Annotated in this window: 19 protein-coding genes and 2 pseudogenes; 18 read left to right on the top strand and 3 right to left on the bottom strand. The window is 47.4% G+C overall.

The window, feature by feature from the left end; genetic code table 11:
* Positions 1 to 410: 410 nt before the first annotated feature.
* The 13 genes from OMP95_RS08770 (at position 411) to mog (ending at position 15032) form a co-directional block, all read left to right on the top strand.
* Entirely contained in the window at positions 411 to 1013 is a 603-nt protein-coding gene (locus tag OMP95_RS08770) for a TIGR04282 family arsenosugar biosynthesis glycosyltransferase (RefSeq protein WP_266327898.1), read from the top strand.
* 395 nt (positions 1014 to 1408) lie between these two features.
* Positions 1409 to 3574: a transcriptional regulator NosR gene (nosR, locus tag OMP95_RS08765; protein WP_266327896.1), complete on the top strand. Its 2166-nt coding sequence runs from the start codon at positions 1409 to 1411 to the stop codon at positions 3572 to 3574.
* 32 nt (positions 3575 to 3606) lie between these two features.
* A complete protein-coding gene (gene nosZ / locus OMP95_RS08760) occupies positions 3607 to 5526 on the top strand; it encodes a TAT-dependent nitrous-oxide reductase (RefSeq protein WP_266327894.1) in 1920 nt (639 codons plus the stop codon).
* Positions 5527 to 5613: 87 nt separating this feature from the next.
* Positions 5614 to 6945, top strand: a complete 1332-nt coding sequence (locus OMP95_RS08755; RefSeq protein WP_266327892.1) for a nitrous oxide reductase family maturation protein NosD — start codon at positions 5614 to 5616, stop codon at positions 6943 to 6945.
* Positions 6942 to 7841 carry an ABC transporter ATP-binding protein gene (locus OMP95_RS08750; RefSeq protein WP_266327890.1) on the top strand — a complete coding sequence of 300 codons (900 nt, stop codon included), beginning with the start codon at positions 6942 to 6944 and terminating at the stop codon, positions 7839 to 7841. Before OMP95_RS08755 ends, OMP95_RS08750 begins: the two co-directional genes overlap by 4 nt.
* A complete protein-coding gene (locus OMP95_RS08745; RefSeq protein ID WP_266327888.1) occupies positions 7841 to 8671 on the top strand; it encodes an ABC transporter permease in 831 nt (276 codons plus the stop codon). The genes OMP95_RS08750 and OMP95_RS08745 overlap by 1 nt, the downstream gene beginning before the upstream one ends.
* Entirely contained in the window at positions 8668 to 9186 is a 519-nt protein-coding gene (locus OMP95_RS08740; protein WP_266327886.1) for a nitrous oxide reductase accessory protein NosL, read from the top strand. Before OMP95_RS08745 ends, OMP95_RS08740 begins: the two co-directional genes overlap by 4 nt.
* 505 nt (positions 9187 to 9691) lie before the next feature.
* Positions 9692 to 11740: a ribonucleoside triphosphate reductase gene (locus OMP95_RS08735; protein ID WP_266327884.1), complete on the top strand. Its 2049-nt coding sequence runs from the start codon at positions 9692 to 9694 to the stop codon at positions 11738 to 11740.
* A gap of 32 nt (positions 11741 to 11772) precedes the next feature.
* Positions 11773 to 11949, top strand: coding sequence for an anaerobic ribonucleoside-triphosphate reductase (gene nrdD / locus OMP95_RS08730; protein WP_266327882.1), 177 nt, complete (start codon positions 11773 to 11775; stop codon positions 11947 to 11949).
* Positions 11950 to 11964: 15 nt separating this feature from the next.
* Complete coding sequence (locus OMP95_RS08725; RefSeq protein WP_266327880.1) at positions 11965 to 12645, top strand: anaerobic ribonucleoside-triphosphate reductase activating protein; 681 nt, start codon at positions 11965 to 11967, stop codon at positions 12643 to 12645.
* Between the two features lie 410 nt (positions 12646 to 13055).
* Positions 13056 to 13895, top strand: a complete 840-nt coding sequence (gene pdxS, locus OMP95_RS08720) for a pyridoxal 5'-phosphate synthase lyase subunit PdxS (protein WP_416234641.1) — start codon at positions 13056 to 13058, stop codon at positions 13893 to 13895.
* A complete protein-coding gene (gene pdxT, locus OMP95_RS08715) occupies positions 13896 to 14468 on the top strand; it encodes a pyridoxal 5'-phosphate synthase glutaminase subunit PdxT (RefSeq protein ID WP_266327878.1) in 573 nt (190 codons plus the stop codon). It abuts the gene before it with no gap.
* A gap of 27 nt (positions 14469 to 14495) precedes the next feature.
* Positions 14496 to 15032 carry a molybdopterin adenylyltransferase gene (gene mog / locus OMP95_RS08710; RefSeq protein WP_416234640.1) on the top strand — a complete coding sequence of 179 codons (537 nt, stop codon included), beginning with the start codon at positions 14496 to 14498 and terminating at the stop codon, positions 15030 to 15032.
* A gap of 127 nt (positions 15033 to 15159) precedes the next feature.
* Here the strand turns inward: mog and ubiT are convergent, their stop codons facing one another.
* Positions 15160 to 15666, bottom strand: a complete 507-nt coding sequence (gene ubiT / locus OMP95_RS08705; protein WP_266327877.1) for a ubiquinone anaerobic biosynthesis accessory factor UbiT — start codon at positions 15664 to 15666, stop codon at positions 15160 to 15162.
* A 133-nt stretch (positions 15667 to 15799) separates the two neighbouring features.
* Between ubiT and ubiU the strand changes: the two genes are divergently transcribed.
* Positions 15800 to 16828: a ubiquinone anaerobic biosynthesis protein UbiU gene (gene ubiU, locus OMP95_RS08700; RefSeq protein WP_416234639.1), complete on the top strand. Its 1029-nt coding sequence runs from the start codon at positions 15800 to 15802 to the stop codon at positions 16826 to 16828.
* Between the two features lie 34 nt (positions 16829 to 16862).
* Positions 16863 to 17768, top strand: a complete 906-nt coding sequence (locus tag OMP95_RS08695) for a U32 family peptidase (protein ID WP_266327876.1) — start codon at positions 16863 to 16865, stop codon at positions 17766 to 17768.
* Positions 17769 to 17884: 116 nt separating this feature from the next.
* On the opposite strand, the gene OMP95_RS08690 is transcribed toward OMP95_RS08695, so the two are convergent.
* Complete coding sequence (locus OMP95_RS08690; protein WP_266327875.1) at positions 17885 to 18298, bottom strand: c-type cytochrome; 414 nt, start codon at positions 18296 to 18298, stop codon at positions 17885 to 17887.
* Positions 18299 to 18537: 239 nt separating this feature from the next.
* A complete protein-coding gene (locus OMP95_RS08685) occupies positions 18538 to 20310 on the bottom strand; it encodes a methanol/ethanol family PQQ-dependent dehydrogenase (RefSeq protein WP_266327874.1) in 1773 nt (590 codons plus the stop codon).
* A gap of 828 nt (positions 20311 to 21138) precedes the next feature.
* Between OMP95_RS08685 and OMP95_RS08680 the strand changes: the two genes are divergently transcribed.
* The 3 genes and pseudogenes from OMP95_RS08680 to OMP95_RS12535 all read left to right on the top strand — a co-directional run.
* Positions 21139 to 22326 carry a Fic family protein gene (locus tag OMP95_RS08680; protein ID WP_266327873.1) on the top strand — a complete coding sequence of 396 codons (1188 nt, stop codon included), beginning with the start codon at positions 21139 to 21141 and terminating at the stop codon, positions 22324 to 22326.
* Between the two features lie 336 nt (positions 22327 to 22662).
* Positions 22663 to 23808 (top strand): annotated as a pseudogene (locus OMP95_RS08670) (IS3 family transposase).
* A 33-nt stretch (positions 23809 to 23841) separates the two neighbouring features.
* Positions 23842 to 24081: pseudogene (locus OMP95_RS12535) on the top strand (DUF3732 domain-containing protein); the annotation flags it as partial.
* Positions 24082 to 24361: the final 280 nt, after the last annotated feature.

Genomic DNA, 24361 nt, shown 5'->3' with positions numbered 1-24361 from the left:
CCTCTTGCGGAAACACTGAATTGGCTGTTTTTTTACACAATTTCTCGTTTAAAGAGAACGACTATTCGCCTCAAAATTGTGCAAAAAATGACTCAAACTAGACTATCCCCCTCGTGACGAACACTTAAGTCAGACAGATTCCTGAAATCTTATGCCGACAAACAGGCAAAACAGGAATTTATCCTATAACTGTTCCATTAATACTGCTTTAAGCTCTTAACAGCTTCTATTGGTTTTCCTCTGCCCCCCTCCCTTTTTTTGCAGCTTTGCGGGAGGTGGGGATTTTTTACTGCGTTTGGTCGTCAGTATGAGAAAAAACGTTATAGAACTGTTCGGACAAGAGCCGTGAATTTGAGAAAAGTCTGCTATATCTTTGGCCAGTAATAAAAACTTTAGTTAGGGAGGGCTTCATGTCAACGTACACTTATCCGGAGACCTCAATCCTGGTGTTTTGCCAAGCGTCTATCGCTGATGAATTTAAGACCCAGCCTGTTTTCAGCGTCATCGCAGAACAAAATGCGTCATCACATATGGCGAAGATACGCAGACTGCTGACTTTGATTTCTGATGCAGCTTTGTGTCGATTCGAACTCTGGTGCTACCCGGACAGATATCATCCCTTTTATGTTGAATGTGTCCATGACTTTCTGTTGCCGTTGTACTGCCAGCAAGGACGCGATGTGGGCGAACGGATGTTCAATGCCGTCAGCACCGGGCTGGAATCATCATCGCGGGTCTTGCTGGTCAACTGCGAGTCCCAGTTGCTCTCGCTGGCAGATTACGAATATGCCATTACTGCCCTGAAAACAGGAAAAGATGTCGTGCTGGCACTTGCGGAAAAGGGTGGCTATGCAATGATTGGCATGACGCAAGCACATCCCACATTGTTTGACAGTATCAACTGGGACTCGCCCAATATGCTGGCGCTGACCCGGCAACGGATCACTGAGCAAAGATTGAACCTGATAGAAATAACATCAGTCTGTGAGCAGGCGGCGGTGGCAGGACCGTGATACTCGAAGCCGACAATAAGGCTAGGTGTTTAGTCCCATCCAGTGATGGTTTATTTTTGTGTCCGGCAAGGCGGGAAGAGCACCGTGTAGCTGACCTACACAAGCGGTTGACAACGAAGTTGGGCGCAAAAATAGCCTCAGCCCCCTCGGGTTGTGTTTGAAAAAGCGCCACCCGGCGTGGCCTACATGGATGTATCTCGCAAACCGCTCTCCTCGCGCCTTGATGGGCACTTTTTCAGGGCGCAACAGAGGCGAACATCAAAGATCAACAGCCCCTAGCAGAGAACTTATGATCTATGTCAAATAATTGAGCAATAAAAGGTATATATTATATGTCTCTTATGTGAATTTTAATGAAAGACGAGTATACTCAAAGTTATTGTTTTCTGGAGACAATGATGTTTTCGAGGCTGAGTCATCACCTTTTGCAACTGGTTCTGGTTCTGTTGCTGCTTGTGGTTGCCCCTTGCCTTGTTCATGCAATGCAACCTGTCAGTTTTGATGAGCAAACAGCAACCCTCAATGACGCTTTTCCAGCAGCAACAAAAATCAGCGATAAAGTCCCGTTCGCACATAAACAACCCGAACTACGAACTATCTACCAAGGCAACGATATTATCGGCTATGCCTTCGAAACCGTTGACGTGGTTGATGTGGCGGCTTACTCGGGCAAACCGGTTAATCTGCTGGTGGCCATTGATACCGAGGGTGAAATCAAAGTAGTTCGAGTGCTTGAGCATCACGAGCCTATTCTGCTGGTCGGTATACCGGAACAGCGGCTTTTTGATTTTGCCAACCAATTATTAGGCATGCAGGTCGGGGATCATGTCATTGTCGGACGTTCCGGTATTGAGAATGCTCACAGCATAGATTCCGTCTCAGGTGCGACGGTCACAGTGATGGTCGTCAATGAGGTTGTAATGCGATCGGCCAGAAAAGTTGCCGGTTTGCTCGGTATCGGTGGTTTAGCCGATAAAGGGGCAGAACAGGCAGCCACTATTAACAAGGAAGTTTTTAGTGAAGCTGACTGGTCGCAATTAACCGGCGAGGGGGCTATCCGGCGTCTGCAACTGAGCTATGGTGATATAGACCAGGCGTTTGAAGGCACTAAAGCGGCTTTCAAGGGCAAAGGTAAAGCGACGGCAAGGAAGCAAAAGACCTTTATTGACCTGTATTACACTCTGCTGGATATTCCGACAGTGGGCAGAAATCTGTTGGGTGATGATCAATACAACTGGCTGACCAATGAACTAAAACCCGGCGAACACGCCATTGCAGTTTTCGGCAATGGCGATTATTCGTTCAAGGGAAGCGGCTACGTCAGAGGCGGTATTTTCGACCGGATTCAAATCCAGCAGGCTGATAAATCCACTATGTTCCGCGATAGTGACTTTCACCGGCTCAATGATGTTTATCTGCCAGACATGCCGGATTTTTCTGAAATGGCCATTTTCATTATTCGTGATTCATCCAAGTTTGATATCGGTAAAAATTGGCAATTGGAATTACTGGTCCGCAAACAGGTTGGGGCACTGGACAGTGTAATTACGCGGTTTTCTGGCGACTACACTGTTCCTGAAAAATATATCGAACGGCCGTCAGTGGCAATAGCAGAAGCCCAGGAAGAAGCATTATGGGTGTCTGTATGGCGCAATAAGGTTTTCCAGATCACGGTGCTGAGTATCAGTTTGTTACTGTTGTTCAGTGTGATAGTGATGCAGGATGTGCTGGTCAAATATCCTCGCTTTATCCGTATTTTCCGCCTGAGCTTTCTGGTTTACACCCTGTTTTTTATCGGCTGGTACACAATGGGACAGTTGTCGATTGTCAATGTGTTTACCTTTGTCCATTCCGTGATGGGCAGTTTCAAATGGGACACTTTTCTGCTTGATCCTGTCATGTTCATTCTGTGGAGTTTTGTTGCCGTAACGTTGTTGTTATGGGGGCGCGGTATTTTCTGCGGCTGGTTATGTCCCTTTGGCGCCTTGCAGGAACTCATTAGCGAGATAGCACGTAAATTGCGTGTTCGCCAGTTTGAGTTACCTTTTTCCGTGCACGAACGACTGTGGGCACTGAAATATTTGATCCTGCTGATCCTGTTTGCCATCTCGCTGGAGTCAATGAGCGAAGCCGAACGCTATGCTGAAGTTGAGCCTTTCAAGACCGTGATCATGCTCAAATTTCAACGCGAATGGGGTTATGTTCTTTATGCGGCAGTGATATTGCTCATCTCGGCCTTCACCCATAAAGCCTATTGCCGATATGTGTGTCCTCTGGGCGCGGCCTTGGCGATTCCTTCAAAATTCCGCCTGTTTGACTGGCTGAAACGTCGTAAGGAGTGTGGCACCCAGTGTCAGATTTGTGCCAACGAATGTGAAATTCAGGCGATTCATCCTAGCGGGAAAATCAATGCTAATGAATGTCACTGGTGTTTGGATTGCCAGGTCACTTATCACGATGAATTAAAATGCCCGCCTCTGGTTAAACAATATAACAAGCGCCACAAAATGGAAAAGGGCTTTATTCCCATAGCCATTGTAGAAGAGAAGAAAAGAAGTTAACTCACTTGTAGATCTGATCAGGAGTAATAAAGATGATAGATAAAAATGATAAAAACCTTCCCGTGATTGACACGGAAGACAGCCATGCCAGTGAACATGTCAAAATGAGCCGCAGACTATTTCTGGGCTCGTCTACTGCTGTAGCAGGTGCGGTGGGCGCCCTGGGTGCCGGTATGGGGTCCATGTTCTCAACCTCCACACTGGCCGATACCCATCAAAATGGGGCGGCGCATCATAATATTGGTCCCGGAGATCTGGATGAATATTATGGCTTCTGGAGTGGCGGCCAGTCGGGTGAAATGCGTATTCTCGGTGTGCCGTCCATGCGAGAGCTGATGCGGATCCCGGTGTTTAATATCGACAGTGCCACCGGATACGGTATTACCAATGAAAGTAAAGAAGTCCTGAACCACAGCAAGTATTTGACAGGTGATTCTCACCATCCGCATATGAGCATGACCGACGGTCATTACGATGGTAAATATGTGTTTATCAATGATAAGTCCAACACCCGAGTAGCACGGATTCGTTGTGACATCATGAAAACCGATAAGATCGTCGACATTCCCAATGCCCAGACGGTTCATGGATTGCGGGTACAAAAAGTGCCGCATACCAAATATGTATTTGCTAATGCCGAGTTTCGTATTCCCCACCCGAATGATGGCAGCAGCAATATGCTGGATATCGAAGGATATTACACAGTGTTCTCGGCAGTGGATGCTGAAAGCATGACAGTGGCATGGCAGGTGATTGTCGACGGTAATCTGGACAATACCGATGCTGACTACACCGGCAAATATGCTTTTTCGACCTGCTATAACTCGGAAAATGCACTTGATTTAGCAGGTACTATGCGTAATGAACGCGATCATCTGGTTATCTTCAATATTGAACGTATCGAAGCGGCGATCGAGGCAGGTAATTTTGAAACGCTGCCCGGTTCCGACGTGCCGGTAGTCAATGGGCGTAAAGGCTCATCGTTGACTGCTTATGTGCCTGTACCGAAAAATCCGCATGGCATTAACACCGCACCGGACGGCATTCATTGTGTGGTCAACGGCAAATTGTCACCCACAGTATCCATGCTGGATATGAGACGGTTTGATGATTTATTCGAAGGCAAAATTGAACCACGCGATACGATTGTAGCGGAAGTGGAAGTGGGGCTTGGACCGTTACATACCGCATTTGATAACCGCGGCAATGCCTACACCACCTTGTTTATCGACAGCCAGATTTGCAAATGGGATATACAAAAAGCCATCCGGGCTTACCAGGGTGAAGAGGTGAATTACATTGTGCAAAAACTGGATGTGCATTATCAACCCGGCCATAACCATACCTCTATGGGAGAAACTCGTGATGCGGATGGCCAATATCTGGTTGCATTGTGTAAATTCTCCAAAGATCGCTTCCTGCCGGTAGGACCGTTGCGTGCTGAAAATGATCAACTGATTGATATTTCAGGGGATGAAATGAAGCTGATACATGACGGTCCGGCCTACGCCGAACCCCATGACTGCATAATTGTGCACCGTAGCAAGGTAAAACCCAGCAAGCTGTGGTCTCGTGATGATCCTTATTTTGCGACAACCCGTGAAATGGCGAAAAAAGACGGTGTCACTCTGGAGTCTGACAATAAAGTGATTCGTGACGGCAATAAAGTGCGTGTATATATGACGTCGATCGCACCGGCTTACGGTATGGATACCTTCAACGTCAAACTGGGCGACGAAGTGACGGTCATTGTGACCAACCTCGACATGATCGAGGATCTGACTCACGGTTTTTGTATGGTCAATCATGGTGTGCAAATGGAAATCGGAGCGCAACAGACTGCTTCTGTGACCTTTATTGCCGATAAGCCGGGCGTGCAATGGTATTACTGCAACTGGTTCTGTCACGCGCTGCATATGGAAATGCGGGGCCGGATGCTGGTAGAAGCGTAGTTCCAGTATTAACGAGGAGGTGGGATCCGGTTATCTTGTTGAGATGACCGGATTTTGCTCTTCAACCCAACTCTGCGGAATAGAAAATTGTACAATCTGCCTGTCGTTTTCTCCAATAAGTCAGTGATTCGGAAAGTGTTTTTTCTGTATCTGTTCACTGTGTGTTTGAGCTTTACGGCACAAGCAAACAGTATCAACATCACGCCGGCGGATGATTTGCAATATTATCTGGACCAGGCCGAGGCGGGGGATCATTTGATATTGAACGAAGGATCCTATCAGGGGAATTTCGTTATTAACACACCGTTACAATTGAGCGGCAAGCAAGGAGCGTTACTTGACAGCCTGGGACAAGGTAACACCCTGACCATCAATGCGGCTGATGTAATAGTGAATGATCTACAGCTTAGCAATTGGGGACACGATCTTACCGCAATGAATGCCGGCATTTTTATTACCAGAGAAGCGAATAATACCCGGATAATTAACAATTATTTATATGGGGACTGTTTTGGTATCTGGGTCGATGCGGCGCCCAATGTGGAAATCACCAACAACCGGATCCAGGGGAATGAAGCCATACGGTCACCGGACAGGGGCAACGGCATTCATTTATTCAATGTGTCGGGTGCACTGGTCAAAAATAACGAGGTCTGGCACAGCCGTGACGGCATTTATATTGATACCAGCAATGGCAACCAGTTGATTGGCAATTATCTGCACGACTTGCGATACGGTATTCATTACATGTATTCCTATCATAATGTAGTAGCCAAAAATCATACGCGTCATACCCGTACCGGTTATGCGCTGATGCAATCGAAGTATCTTACCGTGACTCAGAACGTCTCGGAGCAGGATGTGAACTACGGTATTTTGATGAATTTTATTACGAACTCAATCATTACCGGCAACGTGGTCACCTCGGTGCAGAATTTGCGTAATCCACAGATAAGTCACACGCAGCAGGGCTATCAACCCGAAGGCAAAGCCTTGTTTATTTATAATTCTTTATTTAATCAGATCCATAACAACAAACTGGCGGACAGTGATATCGGCATTCATCTCACCGCAGGTTCCGAAGACAATACCTTTACCGGCAATGCCTTTATCAACAACAGCAGCCAGGTTAAATATGTGGCTAACCGCAGTCAGGACTGGTCAGTTGACGGTGTGGGCAATTTCTGGAGCGACTATCTCGGCTGGGATATGAATGATGATGCTATTGGCGATGTGGCGTATGAGCCCAATGACGGTATTGACCGCTTGTTATGGAAATATCCCGCCGCTAAATTATTGATCAATAGTCCGTCGGTCATGCTGCTGCGCTGGGTGCAACGGCAATTCCCGGTATTGAAATCTCCCGGCGTCAAAGACAGTTACCCGTTAATGACGCTGCCTGCTGGACTGACGCCATGATTATTGTCGATTTATCTCAGGTGGAAAAACATTATCGTGGCGTACACGCTCTGCAACAACTTGACTTGCAGATCCGGCAGGGCGAAGTGTTAGGGCTTTTCGGTCATAACGGTGCCGGTAAAACGACCACCATTAAACTGATTCTGGGCCTGATAAAACCAAGCCGTGGTGAGGTACGGGTATTTGATAAAGATCCAGCCGGCAGCCACGCCTATCAGTTACGCCGGCAACTCGGTTTTTTGCAGGAAAACGTCAGCTTTTATCAGCAAATGACCGGTTTGGAAGTGCTGAATTATTTTGCAAAATTAAAAGGCTGCACGGCGAGACAACCCCATGACTTGCTGGCACAAGTCGGACTGGAACAGGCGGCAGATCGCAGGGTGAAAACCTACTCCAAAGGCATGTGTCAGCGTTTGGGGCTGGCACAAGCCTTACTGGGGGCGCCGAAACTGTTATTACTGGATGAACCCACGGTCGGTTTGGATCCGCTCGCCACGCGGGATTTTTACAGCAGTATTGAAACCTTGAAACAAACGGGTAGCACCATTGTGCTGTGTTCACACCTGTTGGCAGGGGTAGAGAAAGTCATCGATCGGGCCTTGATTTTAAGACAGGGTAGGGCGCTGGCCGAAGGCAGCTTGAGTGAGCTGCGCCAGCAAGCTGATTTGCCGGTGAACATTGAACTCCAGGGGCAGGATCTGCAACTTCCCGAGCATCTGGCCGCTGGATTCCGGCGCACCGGAAAAGGTATTGAATGTCAGGTCAGTCAGCAACAGAAAATGCATATATTGCCACAACTCATTTCGCTGCCGGGTCTGGAAAATATCGACATTCATATGCCTTCCCTGGATGATGTTTACGCCCACTTCAATCAACATTATTCCGGAACAGTCTGATGTCGAACGTATTGATAACCGTTGCCGGCAAGGAATTTCGTGATGGCCTTCGCAATCGCTGGGTGTTATCTATCAGCCTCATTTTTGCAATACTCGCCACCGGACTGGCCTATTTCGGCTCGGCAGCCTCCGGACAAGCAGGGTTCTCTTCGCTTTCGGCCACCATGGTCAGTCTTGCCACACTTGCGGTGTTTCTGATCCCGTTAATTGCCTTGATGCTGGCGTATGACAGTGTAGTAGGTGAAGACGAACAAGGTACCTTGTTATTGTTAATGACCTATCCCATGAAACGCTGGCAGTTTATTTTAGGGAAAATGCTCGGCCATGGTTTGATCCTGGCTTGTGCAAGCGTCACCGGTTTTGGTCTGTCTGCTTTGGTGACCGGGCTGTTCTCAGGTAATACCGCCTGGGCAGAATTGGTTGATGCCTATGTTTTTTTCATTATCTTTTCAGTGTTGCTGGGATGGATATTTATTGCTTTTGCTTATGTGATCAGTGTGTCTGTCACTGAAAAATCAAAAGCAGCGGGGCTCGCATTAATCGTCTGGTTCAGTTTTGTCTTGATGTTTGATTTGATGTTGCTGGGCTTGCTGGTGACTACCGAAGGCAATGTCAATGCAGAGATGTTTCCTTATCTGCTGCTGCTTAATCCAACCGATATCTACCGCCTTGCGGTTATCCAGTATTTTGCCGATCAACAACTAAGCGGGCTGATGGCTGTGGCGCAACAGGCACAATTCACTACCCGCATCTTGTTTAGCGGCATGGTGTTCTGGTTGCTGATACCGTTGCTGTACACCCTGTTCAAATTCAACAAGAGAACATTATGATGCGAGTAAGCAAAAAGTTGCGTCCGGTCATCGTGATGATGTTTTTGATTGTCACTGCCTGTGGTGAATCACCATCGGAACTGGCATTGGTACAACAGGCCGTGACTATCGAAAGCGGTGACGAGTGCCACCAGTGCGGCATGATTATCAAGCGTTTCCCGGGCCCAAAAGGGCAGTTGTATCAACGTGGGAATGACCAGGTGCTGAAATTCTGTTCCACCCGCGATATGTTTGCCTATTTACTCGATCCCGAGCATCAGCACGCCATACAAACTGTTTATGTTCATGATATGGCTCAAACCTCGTGGGACGCCCCTGATGATGAATTCTATATTGATGCACGCAAAGCATGGTTTGTTCTGGGGCACAGCCGTCAGGGAGCAATGGGGCCGACGCTGGCCAGCTTTTCGGATAAAAATATTGCCAATATGTTTGCCAAAGAATATGGCGGCAGCGTGGTGGCTTTCGAGGCTGTGACACAAGCATTGATAAGCGGTCAGATAGATCAACATTAGGGGCTGTTGACGTTGCAGCTTCGCCACTGCCTGTGGACCAAGCAAACTGGCCGCAAAAACAACCCCCGTCCCCCGGCTTGTGTCTGAAAAAGCACTTTTCCCGTTGTTCGTCATTTATTTAAAATGGCTGACCTGCCCCGATCCTTAATCCAGTTGCCGCTTAGTAATGTGCGGCATAAAGCCTTCTTGTTGTGAGTCACTTCGCCCTGCTCCGGGGTAGCTGAAACCCGGGTCGGTCCGATTATTCCTGTGGAGTGATTGATCTGTCTGAGAGGAGTTTGTCTTAAGTTATATAAAATCTTGATCCAGATCAATTCCACAATATATTGTGCTTTAATTTTTATCTAACACAATATATTGTGGTTTTAAGTTTTTGGATTACCCGGAAAAGACTAGCTTGACAAAGACAAAATAAGTTGTAGGGCTGAGTTTACACCTTGTCACTATTCTGGTCTGAGTTGCTGACTTTTCTCACCAGAGAAAATGAATTAGGAAGGGGAAAAATATGTACACAGACATAGCCACTGCCACAGAGGAATTATCGGCAGCCAAGTTACCGGATATGGTGATTAAGCGTGATGGCAGGCGGGCCAAGTTTGATGCCGGAAAGATTCTTTCGGCGATCCATCATGCAGGAATGGCCACTGAAGCGTTTTCCATAGATGAAGCGCGCCAGTTAACCCTGCAGGTATTAAAAGTGCTGCACCACCGTTATGCCGAAAGCTTGCCCGAGATCGAGCAAATCCAGGATGTGGTCGAACAGGTTCTGATTACTTCCGATCATTACCGCACGGCACGTGCCTATATTGTCTACCGTGAACAACACGGCAAATTACGACGCGATCAAACAACCATGATCAATGTCGAGACATCAATGAATGAATACCTGCAGCAACTTGACTGGCGGGTCAATGCCAACGCCAACCAGGGTTATTCTCTGGGAGGGCTGATTTTGAACACAGCCGGCAAGGTCACGGCTAACTATTGGCTCAACCATGTCTATCCTGTAGAAGCAGGGTTAGCGCATCGTGAAGGAGAGCTTCATATTCATGATCTCGACATGCTGGCCGGTTATTGTGCCGGTTGGTCATTGCGTAGCTTGTTGACGGAAGGGTTCAATGGGGTGCCCGGCAAGGTTGAGGCCGCACCACCCAAGCGCTTTTCCAGTGCGTTGGGCCAGATGGTTAACTTTCTCGGTGCATTACAGAATGAGTGGGCCGGTGCGCAGGCGTTCAGTTCATTTGATACTTATCTGGCACCTTATATTCGTCGTGAAAAATTGAACTACGACATGGTGCGGCAAGGGATACAGGAATTTATCTATAACCTCAACGTGCCTTCACGCTGGGGAACCCAGACACCTTTTACTAACCTGACTTTTGACTGGGTGTGTCCCGAGGATCTGCGAGAGCAGATCCCGGTGATTGCCGGCAAAGAAATGCCGTTTTTTTATGGTGATCTGCAAACAGAAATGGACATGATCAATCAGGCTTATATTGAAGTCATGATTGCCGGTGATGATAAAGGACGCGTTTTTACCTTCCCTATTCCTACCTATAACATCACTAAGGATTTCCCCTGGGAAAGTGATAATGCCCAACGGTTATTCGATATGACCGCCAAATATGGACTGCCTTATTTCCAGAATTTTATTAACTCTGATATGGAACCGGGCCAGGTGCGTTCAATGTGCTGCCGTCTGCAACTGGATCTGAGGGAGTTGTTAAAGCGGGGTAATGGCTTGTTCGGTTCTGCTGAACAAACCGGTTCTATCGGTGTTGTCACAATCAACTGCGCCCGTCTTGGCTATCTTTATAAAAATGACGAAGCCGCTTTAATCCGGAGCCTTGACCGGTTGATGGATCTGGCCAAGAACAGCCTGGAAATTAAACGCAAGATGATTCAGCGTTATATGGATGGCGGTTTATATCCTTATACCAAACGCTATCTGGGAACCTTGAGAAATCATTTTTCCACTATTGGAGTGAACGGAATTAACGAGATGATCCGTAACTTCAGTGATGATGCCCATGATGTCAGCGATGAGTGGGGCCAGCGCTTTGCTTTAAGGCTACTTACTCATGTTCGGGAAAAATTAATTGTTTTCCAGGATGAAACGGGACATATGTATAACCTGGAAGCCACACCTGCCGAGGGCACTACCTATCGTTTTGCCAAAGAAGATCGCAAGCGTTTTGCTGACATTATTCAAGCTGGCACTGAAGCCGCACCTTATTACACCAATTCATCTCAGTTGCCGGTCGGACTGACCGATGACCCCTTTGAAGCTTTATCGCTGCAGGATGAACTGCAGACACAATACACGGGCGGCACGGTGCTGCATCTTTACATGAACGAGCGGATTTCTGATTCACTCGCATGCAGCACGCTGGTCCGGCGCGTGCTGGAACGTTTCCGCCTTCCCTATATCACGATTACGCCGACATTCTCAATTTGTCCCAAGCACGGTTACCTTGCCGGGGAACACGAATTCTGTCCGCATTGTGATCAGGAATTACTCGCTGGAAAACACAACCAACAGGTTGTGGCTTAATCACTTAACTGCTATCAACAAGGAGCAATAACATGACAACTAATAACCATATGACCATTGAACTGCGTGAAGAAGAACGTCAGCGCTGTGAAATCTGGACCCGGGTAATGGGATACCACCGCCCGCTGACATCATTCAATCCGGGCAAACAAAGTGAACATGCAGAGCGTCGGCATTTCATAGAGTCTCCGGCCAACAACAGACTGTAACGGAGACGCAGTTTAATGGGACTCAAAATTGGTGGCCTGACATCGTTCACGACTATCGATTTCCCAGGCCATTTGGCCGCCGTGGTTTTTCTACAAGGCTGTGCCTGGCGCTGTCCCTATTGCCATAACCCGCACCTGCTCGAGGTTGATAAGCATGGTGATGATTGGGAGATGTTACGAACATTTCTGCAACCTAGGCGGGGCTTTCTGGACGGGGTTGTTCTGAGTGGTGGCGAGCCGTTACTGCAAACCGGATTAGCTGATGCCATAACAGGCATTAAGGCTATGGGATTTAAAGTTGCGCTCCATACCGCCGGAGCCAACCCCCGAAGGCTGGCAAAATATTTGCCCATGCTGGACTGGGTTGGTTTGGATATCAAAACAACATTTACAGACTATGCCCGGATTACCGGGATAAGCGGCAGTGATGAACAAGTTAAAGAGAGTCTGGAACTGATACTGGCGAGCGGTATCGACTATGAAGTGCGTACCACCGTCGACCCGAATTTTTTCACTCGCAACACAGTTATTGATCTGGCAGAAAGCTTGGCCACTGCAGGCGTAACGCACTATGCACTGCAGGAATGCAGGCCGGTTGCAGGGTATCAGGTGCAAAACACATCTTTATTCCTTGACAGTACTCTGTCAGAACAACTTAAAGGTATGTTTTCCCATTTTACGTTACGATACGGTTGATGCGACACAATATACTCAAACCACCTCAAAATGCAGGTTTGGGTATATACCCGTGATACTTGAAAATGTGCGATATCAGCTTATCGTCTCGCCCTTCGGGAGCCCATGTGAGCCGCCAGACCTGCGTTCCAGCCTATAACCATTTGGCAGCAGGCTGCGCCTTGTTCTGACGGCTCACATGAGGCTCTGATACGCGCATTTTCAAGTATCACGGGTATAATTTGTTTGATAATTAAATTAACAATGCGGGCACAGCGTATATGGATCTACAGCGATGCAGTGCCCATCGTGGAAGCAATTATGAGTAATGCTTGTTTTTGTTCCGGACGGAGAATGTACGGCTATTTATCGGAGGTTTTACAGTGGCACAAAGCACCACTTCTTTTGCAGTAAAAATAGGACTAGCAGAAATGCTCAGAGGCGGCGTGATCATGGATGTCACCAACCCGCAACAGGCAAAGATTGCTGAAGATGCCGGGGCTGTTGCGGTGATGGCGCTGGAACGGATCCCTTCCGATATCAGAAAGGATGGCGGCATTGCGCGCATGAGTGATCCCGACATGATCCGGGAAATCCAGAACACGGTCACGATTCCGGTGATGGCAAAATGCCGGATTGGCCACTTTGTTGAAGCCCAGATCTTGCAGGCACTGGAAATTGATTTTATTGATGAGAGTGAAGTACTGACACCGGCAGATGAAACCAATCATATTTGGAAACATGAGTTTAATGTGCCTTTTGTGTGTGGCTGCCGGAATCTGGGCGAAGCGTTACGGCGAATTGGTGAAGGGGCAGCCATGATCCGCACCAAAGGTGAAGCCGGTAGCGGAAACATCGTCGAAGCTGTCCGGCATATGCGTCAGATTCAAAACGATATGAAAAATCTCATGGGTTTGCGTAAAGAGGAATTAATGGCACAAGCCAAAGCGTTGGGCGCGCCTTTCGATTTGGTTTGTCAGGTAGCAGAAACCGGGAAATTGCCGGTACCGAATTTTGCCGCGGGTGGGGTTGCTACCCCCGCTGATGCTGCCCTTATGATGCAATTAGGGGCCGAGACAGTTTTTGTCGGATCAGGTATTTTCATGAGTGAAGATCCGGCGCGTCGGGCCAAAGCCATTGTGGAGGCTGTGACTTATTTCGATGATGCGCAAAAACTGGCTGAAATCGCGGCTGGTTTGAAAAGTGCGATGAAAGGGCTTGATATTGCTGAAATACCGGCTGAACAACGGTTACAGGAACGGGGTTGGTAAGTGAAAATCGGTCTGCTGGCGTTACAGGGAGATTATGAAAAACATGGCCGGATTTTATCCCGGCTGGATCTGCAAGGAGTTCTGGTACGCTACCCGCAACAGTTGGCTGACGTGGCGGGCCTGATCATTCCCGGTGGTGAATCGACGACTATGAGCAAACTGATCGCTGCCAACGGCTTCCGCCAGCCATTGGTTTCGTTCGCGCAGCAATTTCCGGTACTGGGCACCTGTGCTGGCCTGATAATGATGGGCAGGCTGCAACAGGATGATTCACGTATTCAGACACTGGACATGATAGATGTTACGGTGACGCGTAACGGTTATGGCCGGCAATTGGCGTCTTTTGTTGATGATCTGACGGTAGATCTTGCCGATCATCAGCAAACAATTGCTGCTTGCTTTATCCGGGCACCCAGGATTAATGCCGTTGGTCCCGATGTTGAAGTGCTGGCCCGTTACAACAATGAGCCGGTTGCCGTACGTCAGGGACGCCACATCGCTTTGACGTTTCACCCTGAACTGAACGATGTCACACTGTTTCATCAACTGGCTTTTGATGGCAGCCGAAATTAACAGCACACGACTCAATGACAGTAAGTTATGACTATAAAAACAGCAAAAATTGGTATTGTGACGGTCAGTGATCGGGCCAGCAAGGGTGTTTATGATGATCTTTCCGGCAAGGCCATTATTGCGACTCTGGATGAATTTCTGACATCACCATGGCAGCCGGTTTATGAAGTGATTCCGGATGAACAGGACGTGATTGCCGCAACGCTGATCAAAATGGCTGATGAACTAGCGTGTTGTCTGATTGTGACCACTGGCGGTACCGGGCCGGCAAAACGGGATGTGACGCCAGAGGCGACCGAAGCGGTATGCGACCGAATGATGCCTGGATTTGGCGAATTGATGCGGGCAGAGTCGCTGAAATTTGTTGCTACTGCTATTTTGTCGCGCCAGACAGCGGGGCTGAGAGGCTCAAGCCTGATCATCAATCTTCCCGGTAAACCCAAAGCTATCCGTGAATGTCTTGATGCGGTTTTTCCTGCGGTACCTTATTGTCTCGATCTGATGGAAGGGCCCTATCTGGAATGTGATGAAACGGTTATTAAACCTTTTCGCCCCAAAAATTAAATATTAGGGGCTGTTTATTTTTCATCTTTGCTTTTATTGCGCTCTGAAAAAGTGCCAATCAAGGCGCGAGGAATGCGGCTTGGCCATTCCCTGACCAAGCACTGCACATCACCTGCAGTTTAAAAGTCTAATGTGGCAAGGCCTCCACAAAGTCGGCCATTAAGTTTAAAGCATGGTTAAAAGCGGCAGGTAATTCATCCATATCAACACTGTCAATCAAGTTCTTGACGTGCAGGCCCAGTTCAGTATTGCCTTCAATAGACAGGCGACGTTGGAAGAACAGCGTGTCAGGATCCTCACGGCGGCTGGCTAACAACAGAAAATCCCTGCTGTTGCCGGAAAAAGTCGTGTCGGCACTATCTCTACCCGGACTGAATGACAAACGATCTTGCTTTAACGACACTTGCCAATCATAAGCCAGATCCCTGATTTGTATCCGTAATACCGTATTTTCCAGAAAGCATAACTCACCATCGAACAGCTGTTGTTTGAATATAACGTTGGAGATTTTCTCAACAACAATTAATTGCGCAGCTTGCGGCAGCAATCTGAACGGCGTTCGCCAGGGCAGATATTGAATGCCTGGTAATAAGGCCAGTTTTTCCGGTATGAGCAAAGCAAGTTTTGGTGCCATCGAAACCATATTTATTATTTCCTGAATAGCCTGATAATCAAAGATATGCCCATCATGATGGTTACGATGAAAATAACCATGACCTGGATCAAAAGATAGCCAACCAGCCGTTTTTTGCTGATCAGAAACTTATATGATGTTGTTACAGAAATATCGGGAGGAAAAAATGGAACTGGTCTGTCCTGCGGGTAATATCTCAATGTTAAAAACCGCGGCCGAACATGGTGCTGACGCAATTTATATCGGTTTCAAAGACGACACCAATGCCAGGCATTTTGCCGGCTTAAACTTTCATGATGGTGCAGCGCAGAAAGCGGTCAATTATGCTCATGATCATGGCAGTAAAGTCTATGTAGCTATTAATACCTACCCACAACCTGCCGGTTGGTCGCGATGGCAAAAAGCGGTTGATATCGCAGCGGATATTGGTGTTGATGCCTTGATTGTTGCCGATATCGGGGTGCTGGCTTATGCTGCGGAAAAATACCCGGATCTGGCGCTGCATTTATCGGTGCAGGGTTCAGCTACCAATGCCGAGGCGTTACGGTTTTATCAGCAACAGTTTGCTATTCGCCGTGCCGTCATCCCGAGGGTATTGTCGATGGCACAGGTAAAACGACTGGCTGAAGACAGTCCTGTGACGCTGGAAGTCTTTGGCTTCGGTAGTTTATGCGTCATGGTGGAAGGCCGTTGTTTATTATCGTCTTATGCAACGGGTGAATCCCCCAACACCTGCGGTGCCTGTAGTCCGGCCAAAGCCGTGCGCTGGGTGGAAACACCGGCAGGCACTGAGAGCCGATTGAACGAGGTATTGATTGATCGTTTTGCAGTTGGTGAAAAAGCAGGCTATCCGGTGGTATGTAAAGGACGGTTTAATGTTGACGGTCATACCTATCATGCCTTGGAAGAACCCACCAGTTTGAATACGCTGGAGTTATTGCCCGATCTGCTGGCGGCGGGTGTCAAAGCCATCAAAATAGAAGGGCGCCAGCGTAGTACTGCCTATATCAGTAAAGTGGTCAAAGTCTGGCGGGCGGCTATAGATAGTTGCCAGTCAAACCCGCAGGCTTATGTGGCTAAACCACAGTGGATGCAGGCGCTTGCCGATGTATCTGAAGGCACACAAACCACATTGGGCGCTTACAACCGCCCCTGGCAGTAACGTCAAGCACAAGATCGAGTCTTTTGGAGTTTTCATGCATTTATCTTTAGGAGCAATTCAGTACCTGTGGCCTCGCCAGACGGTGGAGGACTTTTATCAATTACAGCTGAAGAGTCCGGTCGATATCATTTATCTGGGTGAAACGGTTTGTGCCAAACGGCGATCCCTGAAAACGGCAGAATGGATTGATCTGGCGAAACAACTGGCCCAATCGGGTAAACAGGTGGTGCTGTCTACCCTGACATTGATTGAAGCCAAGTCCGATATGGCGGGCGTCAAACGTTTATGTAACAACGGTGACTTATTGGTGGAAGCGAATGACATAGCTGCCGTGCAATTAATGGCCGAGCAAACACTCCCTTTTGTCGGCGGCCCCAGTTTGAATATCTATAATGCCCATACACTCAGATTATTATATAAGCAGGGGTTAATTCGCTGGGTCATGCCGGTTGAACTGAATGCGGAAACACTAAAAGCGATATTAGCCGATGCTGAATCTATGGGGCTGGGTGGAAAAATTGAGACCGAAGTGTTCTCTTTTGGCCGCATGCCTCTGGCTTATTCTGCCCGCTGTTTTACCGCCCGTTATCGTCAGCTTCCCAAAGATGATTGTCAGCTGGTGTGTCAGGATTATGCCGAAGGGCTGCCAATGGATAGCCAGGAAGGACAGGCTTTTTTCACGATTAACGGTATTCAGACCCAGTCAGGGCGCATCCAGCACTTATTACCCCATTGGCAGCAAATGCAGCAGATTGGTGTAGACATTATGCGGCTCAGCCCGCAGCCCCGCTATATGAATGAAATTGTGCAACGCTACGCGCAGGTAATAAAGGGCGAGTCGGTGAATACGGAGATTGGACCCTGGATAACTGCCCCCGCATGTGACGGTTATTGGTGTGGTAAATCCGGCATGGATTATATTGCGGTTGCGGCTGAATGAAGGGGATAAGCTAGAGGTTGTTTATCCAGGTTAATGGCAGGCTGTGGTTGGTCGGGCAATTCCTTGCGCCCCGGTCCGGGGCGCAAGAAAAAGGCGCCGTTGCGTTTATTTTAACCTCAGTTACCGTTACGGATTTGTGTGACTTCGTCGGCCGTGACCAATTCGCCTTGATTACCCCAGGCATTCATCACATAGGTCATGATATGGGCAATTTCATTATCTTTCAGATTGGTAAAAGCAGGCATGGCACTATTGTAATTATCGCCGTTAACGGTGATTTTTCCTTGTAAACCTTTCAAGGGAATGCTGATAGCACGTTGCTTATCCGCCATCAGATAATCGGAACCGGCCAGCGGCGGAAATGCACCTCTCATTCCCTGACCATTAGCCTGATGACAAGCGAGGCAGTTTTTTTCATAGAGCTTTTTACCTTCAGTAAAACTTTCCGATGTTTCAATGGCGAAACTTTGTGAAGAGATACTGGCCGACAAAGCCGCCATAGATAGCAGCCAGAATGGTTTTATTTTCATTTATTTCTCCGTTATTTCAGGTAGTGAATCGGTAACATGTATTTAAACTGCAACTTTAGTGTGTAGTTATAATTGAACCGTGAAACACGGTCAACAACAGCGCTTGATCTGGATCAGCTGTTGGTAAAATAATGGAAATAATCACGTTTTCTGGCTATAACCAGAGCAGGTCAATAAAGATAAAAAAGCCCGGCACTAATGAAATAATGCCGGGCTTTTTTTGAACGGTGCTAATCGTGTTATAGACTGAATACGCTTAACACACCGCCCAGTGAAGTCCAGTTGGATAGAGACCGGTAGGCACCGACGGCACCCAGACCGTCAGTGTCGTTTTCCAGGTTGTTGGTCATACCGATACCTGCCCAGCCACCAATACCAGACAAAACAGAGATGTATTGTTTATCACCATGTTTGTAAGTATTGACGTTGCCGATAATGCCTGAGGGTGTTTTGAAACGCCACAGTTCACGACCGCTTTTCGCATCCACTGCCTTCAGGTAACCCTCCAGCGTGCCATAGAAGACCACGTCAGAGGCGGTTGCCAAGGCGCCGGACCAGACTGAGAATCTTTCAGGATTGGACCAGACGATTTTACCTTCGCGGGCATCCCAGGCAATGAAGTTACCCATATTGTCTTTTTCAGCAGCAAACATACTGACTTCAGCACCCACGTACGGTTGTCCTGCCAGATACTCGACTTCGAATGGTTCGAGATCCATGCAAATGTGGTTGGTCGGTACATAGAACAAACCAGTCTGTGGAGAATATGCAGCTGGTTGTTGATCCTTGGCACCATGTGCAGCAGGACAAATACCGGTTGTATTGGTATCTTCACCATTAGTTTCAGGTGAGAATTTGGCAACACGATCATGCAAGCCTGTTTTCAGGTTCACACCGTTTGACCAGTTTACGCTCGGGTCGAATTTTTCAGCGACCAGCAGTTCACCCGTGGCACGATCCATGGTGTAGCCGAAACCGTTACGGTCGAAATGTACTGCGGTTTTACGCATTTTTCCCTGGATGTTCTGATCGGCCAGAATGACTTCATTGACGCCATCATAGTCCCACTCATCATGAGGGGTCATTTGGTATAGCCATTTTGCGACACCGGTATCCAGATCTCGTGCAAACAGAGCCATTGTCCATTTGTTATCGCCCGGACGTTGCAGTGGATTCCAGGTGGAAGGATTACCGGTACCGTAATAGAACAGATTCAGATCAGGATCGTAAGAATACCAGCCCCAGGTTGTGCCGCCCCCGATTTTCCATTGATCACCTTGCCAGGATTTCAAGGAAGAATCTTCGCCAACCGGTTTCAGCATTGAAGTGGTCCTGTTCGGCTCGACCAGCATTTCTTCATCCGCTCCGGTGCTATAGGCTTTGTAAAGCACCTTGCCATTGAGATCATAGGCTTGTACATAGCCACGTACACCGAATTCACCACCAGAAATACCAACGAGCACTTTGTCTTTGAAGACGTGAGCGATACCGGTACTGGTTGCGCCTGTTCTGGGATCGTCACGTTTGTCTGACCACACCGGTTTACCTGTATCAATGTCCAGTGCCACCAGTGTTGTGTCTGCCTGATTCAGGAAAATCTTACCGTCTCCATAAGCCAGACCCCGGTTGACTACGTCACAACACATGACGGGAACGGTTTCATCGTAGTTTTGCTTGGGCTCATATTTCCATTTGATGGCGCCATCATTATTCAGGTCCAAGGCATATACGATGTTCGGGTAGGGGGTATGTACATACATTGTGTCATCGATAATCAATGAGTTGCCTTCGTGACCGCGCAGTACGCCAGTAGAAAAAGCCCAGGCCATGTTCAGATCTTTGATGTTGTCTTTATTGATCTGTGTCAGCTTGCTGTAACGTGTATTAGCGTAGTCTCCAGCCGACATGACCCATGAGTCAGGATTTTGCTGCATGCTGAGCAGTTCATCAGCAACGCTGTAACAAGGTAGCGCCAGTGACATCATGGCTAAAGATAATTTTGTTTTATTCATAAAAATTCCTTTATTTTAGAGCCGCCACTAAAGCGATTACTAACCATGCACTATGATCATGCTTAATAAGCTCCGTAACGGAGTGCAAATGCTAACAATGAGGAAACAGGATTAATTGCACTTGTGTCCGAAAATTTGGGCGCTGTGGAATCTGAGTCAAGTGAGTCATGACAGGCTGTAACCTGAAAAACGCAGTTGGGTGTGGGAAAAGAGTCGTCTTATAGTCAGGTGCTGAAGATGTGCCGCTACTTTTCGTGAACCCGTTGTGTTTTTTTTAGGTTTAAGGAGAGAGCCGGGTATAAAAAGACGTATCTATAAAATGCCTGAACTTGTCAGGTAAGAATGATATTTTTAATAATATCAAATCCTTGAGAGAAGGAAAGCAGCGAGAGGTGTAGTTAATGGGGGCAAGGTGTGCAGTGGTCAAAAAGATGTGACCCTCGGCTTCGGAAGGTGAAAAATATCTAGGTATATGTGGATCCAAAAACTGTCACCGTTGTTATCTAGCTGATGCTTAAGTGTATGTAATTTCCTGAAAAAATTGAAAATTTTTGGATGGTGATTTGCGACAATTAACAACGTTTATCGATTTTCCCTTGTCACAGACTCACCTCGAAATCATGAAAATGTCTTTTGGTTTGTCACGGTCATTTCAAAAAATTTTGACCATCAGCCTATTATTTCAAACATATTTACCGATTTAATTCGAACCGGCCACTGAACCGGCCATTAGATAGCTTGTTGTATATGTAAGTTGCTGTTATAGTTTGATTAATTACTAGTTATCGGTTTGACATTAGAGCGGCCAAAACTGTGGATAATACAATAGTGAGAGATGATAACGAATCAATAGCGAGTTTTGAACCATTAATGGTAAGTGCAGGCTCACCACATAGAGCTGTACTAAATGATCTGGCTGTTGATCTGGCTGCCCAGGCCGAGGGATTCCAGAGCAGCCTACCACAATCCATAGCTTTATCACTGGCAGAGCTCATTCGATCCATGAATTGTTATTACAGCAATCTGATCGAAGGCCATAACACACATCCGATAGATATTGAGCGGGCTTTGAGTGGCGATTACAGCTCAGAGCCTGAGAAACGGAATCTCCAACTTGAAGCTAAAGCGCATATTGCCGTTCAGAAATGGATTGATGAGGACGGGTTAACTGAATCTCCAACATCTCTCGCGATGATACAAGAAATTCATCGGCGTTTTTGTGAACAGTTACCACCAGAGTTTTTGTATGTAGAGATACCAAGTACAAATGAGCGGGTTCAAATTAATCCAGGTGAAGTTAGAAAGCGGGATGTCCAAGTAGGAAAGCATGTCGCTATTAGTGCCGGTGCTATCCCAAGGTTTATGGAACGTTTCAATGAAGCTTACAGCAAGCTAGGGCGAATAGAGTCGATCCTTGCTGCTGGATGCGCCCACCATCGATTGTTGTGGATCCACCCATTTCTTGATGGGAATGGCAGGACTGCGCGTCTTATGTCTTATGCGATGCTAAGAGATGCACTCAATACCAGAGGGTTATGGTCTGTTGCGAGAGGACTTGCCCGCCAAGAAATCGAATATAAAAAACATTTACAAGCATGTGATGAGGAAAGGCAGGGTGATCGGGATGGGCGTGGAACATTGAGTGAGGCGGCACTCGCTTCTTTTACTGAGTTTTTTCTGCAAACATGTATTGATCAAATTAAGTTCATGAGAGATTTAATGAAACCCGCTAAGCTGAGCGATCGCATCATGATTTGGGCAGAAGAGGAAATGCGAGCAGGACGGCTTGCTCAGAAATCTGACTATATTCTGCGTGTAATTCTCTACAAAGGTGAACTTGAACGCGGGGAAGTTTCTGAAATAATGGGCGTCAGTGACCGGACTGCGCGTCGAGCCACTGCTGCGCTCATCGAATCCGGTGCACTGAAGTCTGGTAGTTCACGGGCCCCTTTACTTTTGGCCTTTCCAGCCACACTGGCGGGTCGTTGGATGCCGGGTTTATTTCCAGAAATCTAGCCAGCAATTCGATATTGATGTGCTGATGCTATTCTATGCCGTCGAATTTCTTGTAGGCGTTTATGCATAGTCCGCTTCAGCCGTTTATTCTTGTGCGTACTTTCCTGACACATAACAACCGCATACTGTAGTGGTCAACTAATTCCGGACACGGGTTTAGACAGATCTTCCGTCTTTGCAGGTGGAAATCCATCGTTGAATTGATGTGGTCGTTGCCAATTGTAATAATACATCAGGTAAGAACTCACATCACGCATAGCTTCGCTCAATCCTCGGGTTCTACCCAGATTTTGCGGACACTTCAAAGAAGCCTGATAATGGGCAAAAGGAGTGTTTATGTCAAAGAGAAGAAAATACAGTCCCGAGTTCAAGCACGGTGCTGTTGAGCAAACAAGGCAGCCGGGAGTCAGCTGCGCCCAGATTGCACATGAACTGGGTATTGCCGAGTTTGCTGACAAGATGGCGACGTGAAGCAGATTCAGCGGGCCAGAAGGCATTCAGTGGCACTGGCAGCCCAAGAGATGAAGAAGTAGCCCGTCGCAAACGCGAACTGGCGCGGGTGAAGAAGGAGCGGGATTTTTTACGCGAAGCGGCAACGTTCTTTGCCAGGGAGTCGTCCTGAAATATCAGGCGATCCAACGTTGTCGCAGCGAGTTTCCTGTACGCATGATGTGTCGCTGTCTGAAGGTTTCCCCGAGCGGTTATTACGGCTGGGAAGCACGGTCACCGAGTGCCCGAGAGGTCGATAATGCGCGATTGCTGTCGCGTATTCGTGAGAGCCATCAGGATAGCGGCAGTATCATTGGTGTGCCGTGTATGCATGAAGATCTGACGGATGTTGGTGAAACAGCCAGTAAAAATCGTATTGCGCGTTTAATGGCGGCAGCCGGACTTCAGGGGTGGCCGAGAAAGAAGAAACGTGGCCAGAAAAAGCCGCCATTATTACCCCCGCCAGATGTTCGGAATTTGTTGGAACGCGACTTTACAGCACTAGAGCCAGAGACCAAGTGGGTAACTGACATCACTGAGCTCAAGACAGGCGAAGGTAAGTTGTATTTGTGTGTTGTCATTGACCTGTTCAGCAAGCTCATCGTCGGCTGGTCAATGCATCACCGGCAAGATCGTCAGATGGTACTTCGGGTGGTGGAAATGGCAGTTTGGCAACGCCAGGGTGATGGGCCAGTCGTTTTGCACTCAGATCGTGGCAGTCAGTTTCGAAGCAGCGATTACCAGCGACTTTTGAGCAAACATGCGTTGGAATGCTCCATGAGTGCGGTTGGCCATTGTGGCGATAATGCTGCGTGTGAGGGATTTTTCGGGGTTCTCAAGCGGGAACGCACAAGCCGAATGCGCTACCCGACATTGGATTCAGCCAAAGCTGATTTATTTGACTATATTGAGCGATTCCATAATCCTCGCATGAGAAGACGAGTTGCAAGGCGCGATATGAAGTTTTCAACCGTTTTTAAACCGTCCGTATAAACGGGGGAGAACCCAAAGACCCAAGAGGCCGAGCAGCGCAAAAAATCCGAAGACGAACGAATTGTTGATGAAGATATTAAGGCTGTAGAAAACCTATTTAGCCAGTTATTTATTTATTGCAACGAGATTGAACAGAAAAATGGTTTTTGTCCGCAGATCATCGTTACAGACCATGCAGATGATCTGACATTATCGAATGGAGTTAAATTCGATTCGTTGGTAAATGGTAATAGATGGAGGAAACGAGGACTGATACATCCAATTCCAGAATAGGGTGACATTGAGTAATTGAAATCTCCTATACCAAAGTTGATTTTAAGTTTTCAGGATTTAAAAGTTGTTATGAGGAAAATATTGTGACTGATGCTGGTGGGGGACTGAATACTCTGATAAACAAAAATAAGAATTAATGTTCAATTAATTATTTATGGGCTTAATGAATCGAGAGCATCCCTAGCTAATTTCTTGTGAGCGGATTGGAAAAACTGTATTTTGGTAATTGGGCATGAGGCTAACTATCATTATCCAGTTATTAACTAGGCGTTGATTATGG

The sequence above is a fragment of the Methylophaga sp. OBS4 genome (assembly GCF_026319305.1).
Lineage (GTDB): Bacteria > Pseudomonadota > Gammaproteobacteria > Nitrosococcales > Methylophagaceae > Methylophaga.
This window is presented reverse-complemented; position numbering and strand designations above follow the sequence as displayed.

What these genes read in the sequence shown, in the direction of transcription:
- OMP95_RS08770 (WP_266327898.1), top strand. Translation starts at nt 411, where the DNA reads ATGTCAACGTACACTTATCCGGAGACCTCAATCCTGGTGTTTTGCCAA.
- nosR (WP_266327896.1), top strand. Translation starts at nt 1,409, where the DNA reads ATGATGTTTTCGAGGCTGAGTCATCACCTTTTGCAACTGGTTCTGGTT.
- nosZ (WP_266327894.1), top strand. Translation starts at nt 3,607, where the DNA reads ATGATAGATAAAAATGATAAAAACCTTCCCGTGATTGACACGGAAGAC.
- OMP95_RS08750 (WP_266327890.1), top strand. Translation starts at nt 6,942, where the DNA reads ATGATTATTGTCGATTTATCTCAGGTGGAAAAACATTATCGTGGCGTA.
- OMP95_RS08745 (WP_266327888.1), top strand. Translation starts at nt 7,841, where the DNA reads ATGTCGAACGTATTGATAACCGTTGCCGGCAAGGAATTTCGTGATGGC.
- OMP95_RS08740 (WP_266327886.1), top strand. Translation starts at nt 8,668, where the DNA reads ATGATGCGAGTAAGCAAAAAGTTGCGTCCGGTCATCGTGATGATGTTT.
- OMP95_RS08735 (WP_266327884.1), top strand. Translation starts at nt 9,692, where the DNA reads ATGTACACAGACATAGCCACTGCCACAGAGGAATTATCGGCAGCCAAG.
- nrdD (WP_266327882.1), top strand. Translation starts at nt 11,773, where the DNA reads ATGACAACTAATAACCATATGACCATTGAACTGCGTGAAGAAGAACGT.
- OMP95_RS08725 (WP_266327880.1), top strand. Translation starts at nt 11,965, where the DNA reads ATGGGACTCAAAATTGGTGGCCTGACATCGTTCACGACTATCGATTTC.
- pdxS (WP_416234641.1), top strand. Translation starts at nt 13,056, where the DNA reads ATGCTCAGAGGCGGCGTGATCATGGATGTCACCAACCCGCAACAGGCA.
- mog (WP_416234640.1), top strand. Translation starts at nt 14,496, where the DNA reads ATGACTATAAAAACAGCAAAAATTGGTATTGTGACGGTCAGTGATCGG.
- ubiT (WP_266327877.1), bottom strand. Translation starts at nt 15,666, where the DNA reads ATGGCACCAAAACTTGCTTTGCTCATACCGGAAAAACTGGCCTTATTA.
- ubiU (WP_416234639.1), top strand. Translation starts at nt 15,800, where the DNA reads ATGATGTTGTTACAGAAATATCGGGAGGAAAAAATGGAACTGGTCTGT.
- OMP95_RS08695 (WP_266327876.1), top strand. Translation starts at nt 16,863, where the DNA reads ATGCATTTATCTTTAGGAGCAATTCAGTACCTGTGGCCTCGCCAGACG.
- OMP95_RS08690 (WP_266327875.1), bottom strand. Translation starts at nt 18,298, where the DNA reads ATGAAAATAAAACCATTCTGGCTGCTATCTATGGCGGCTTTGTCGGCC.
- OMP95_RS08685 (WP_266327874.1), bottom strand. Translation starts at nt 20,310, where the DNA reads ATGAATAAAACAAAATTATCTTTAGCCATGATGTCACTGGCGCTACCT.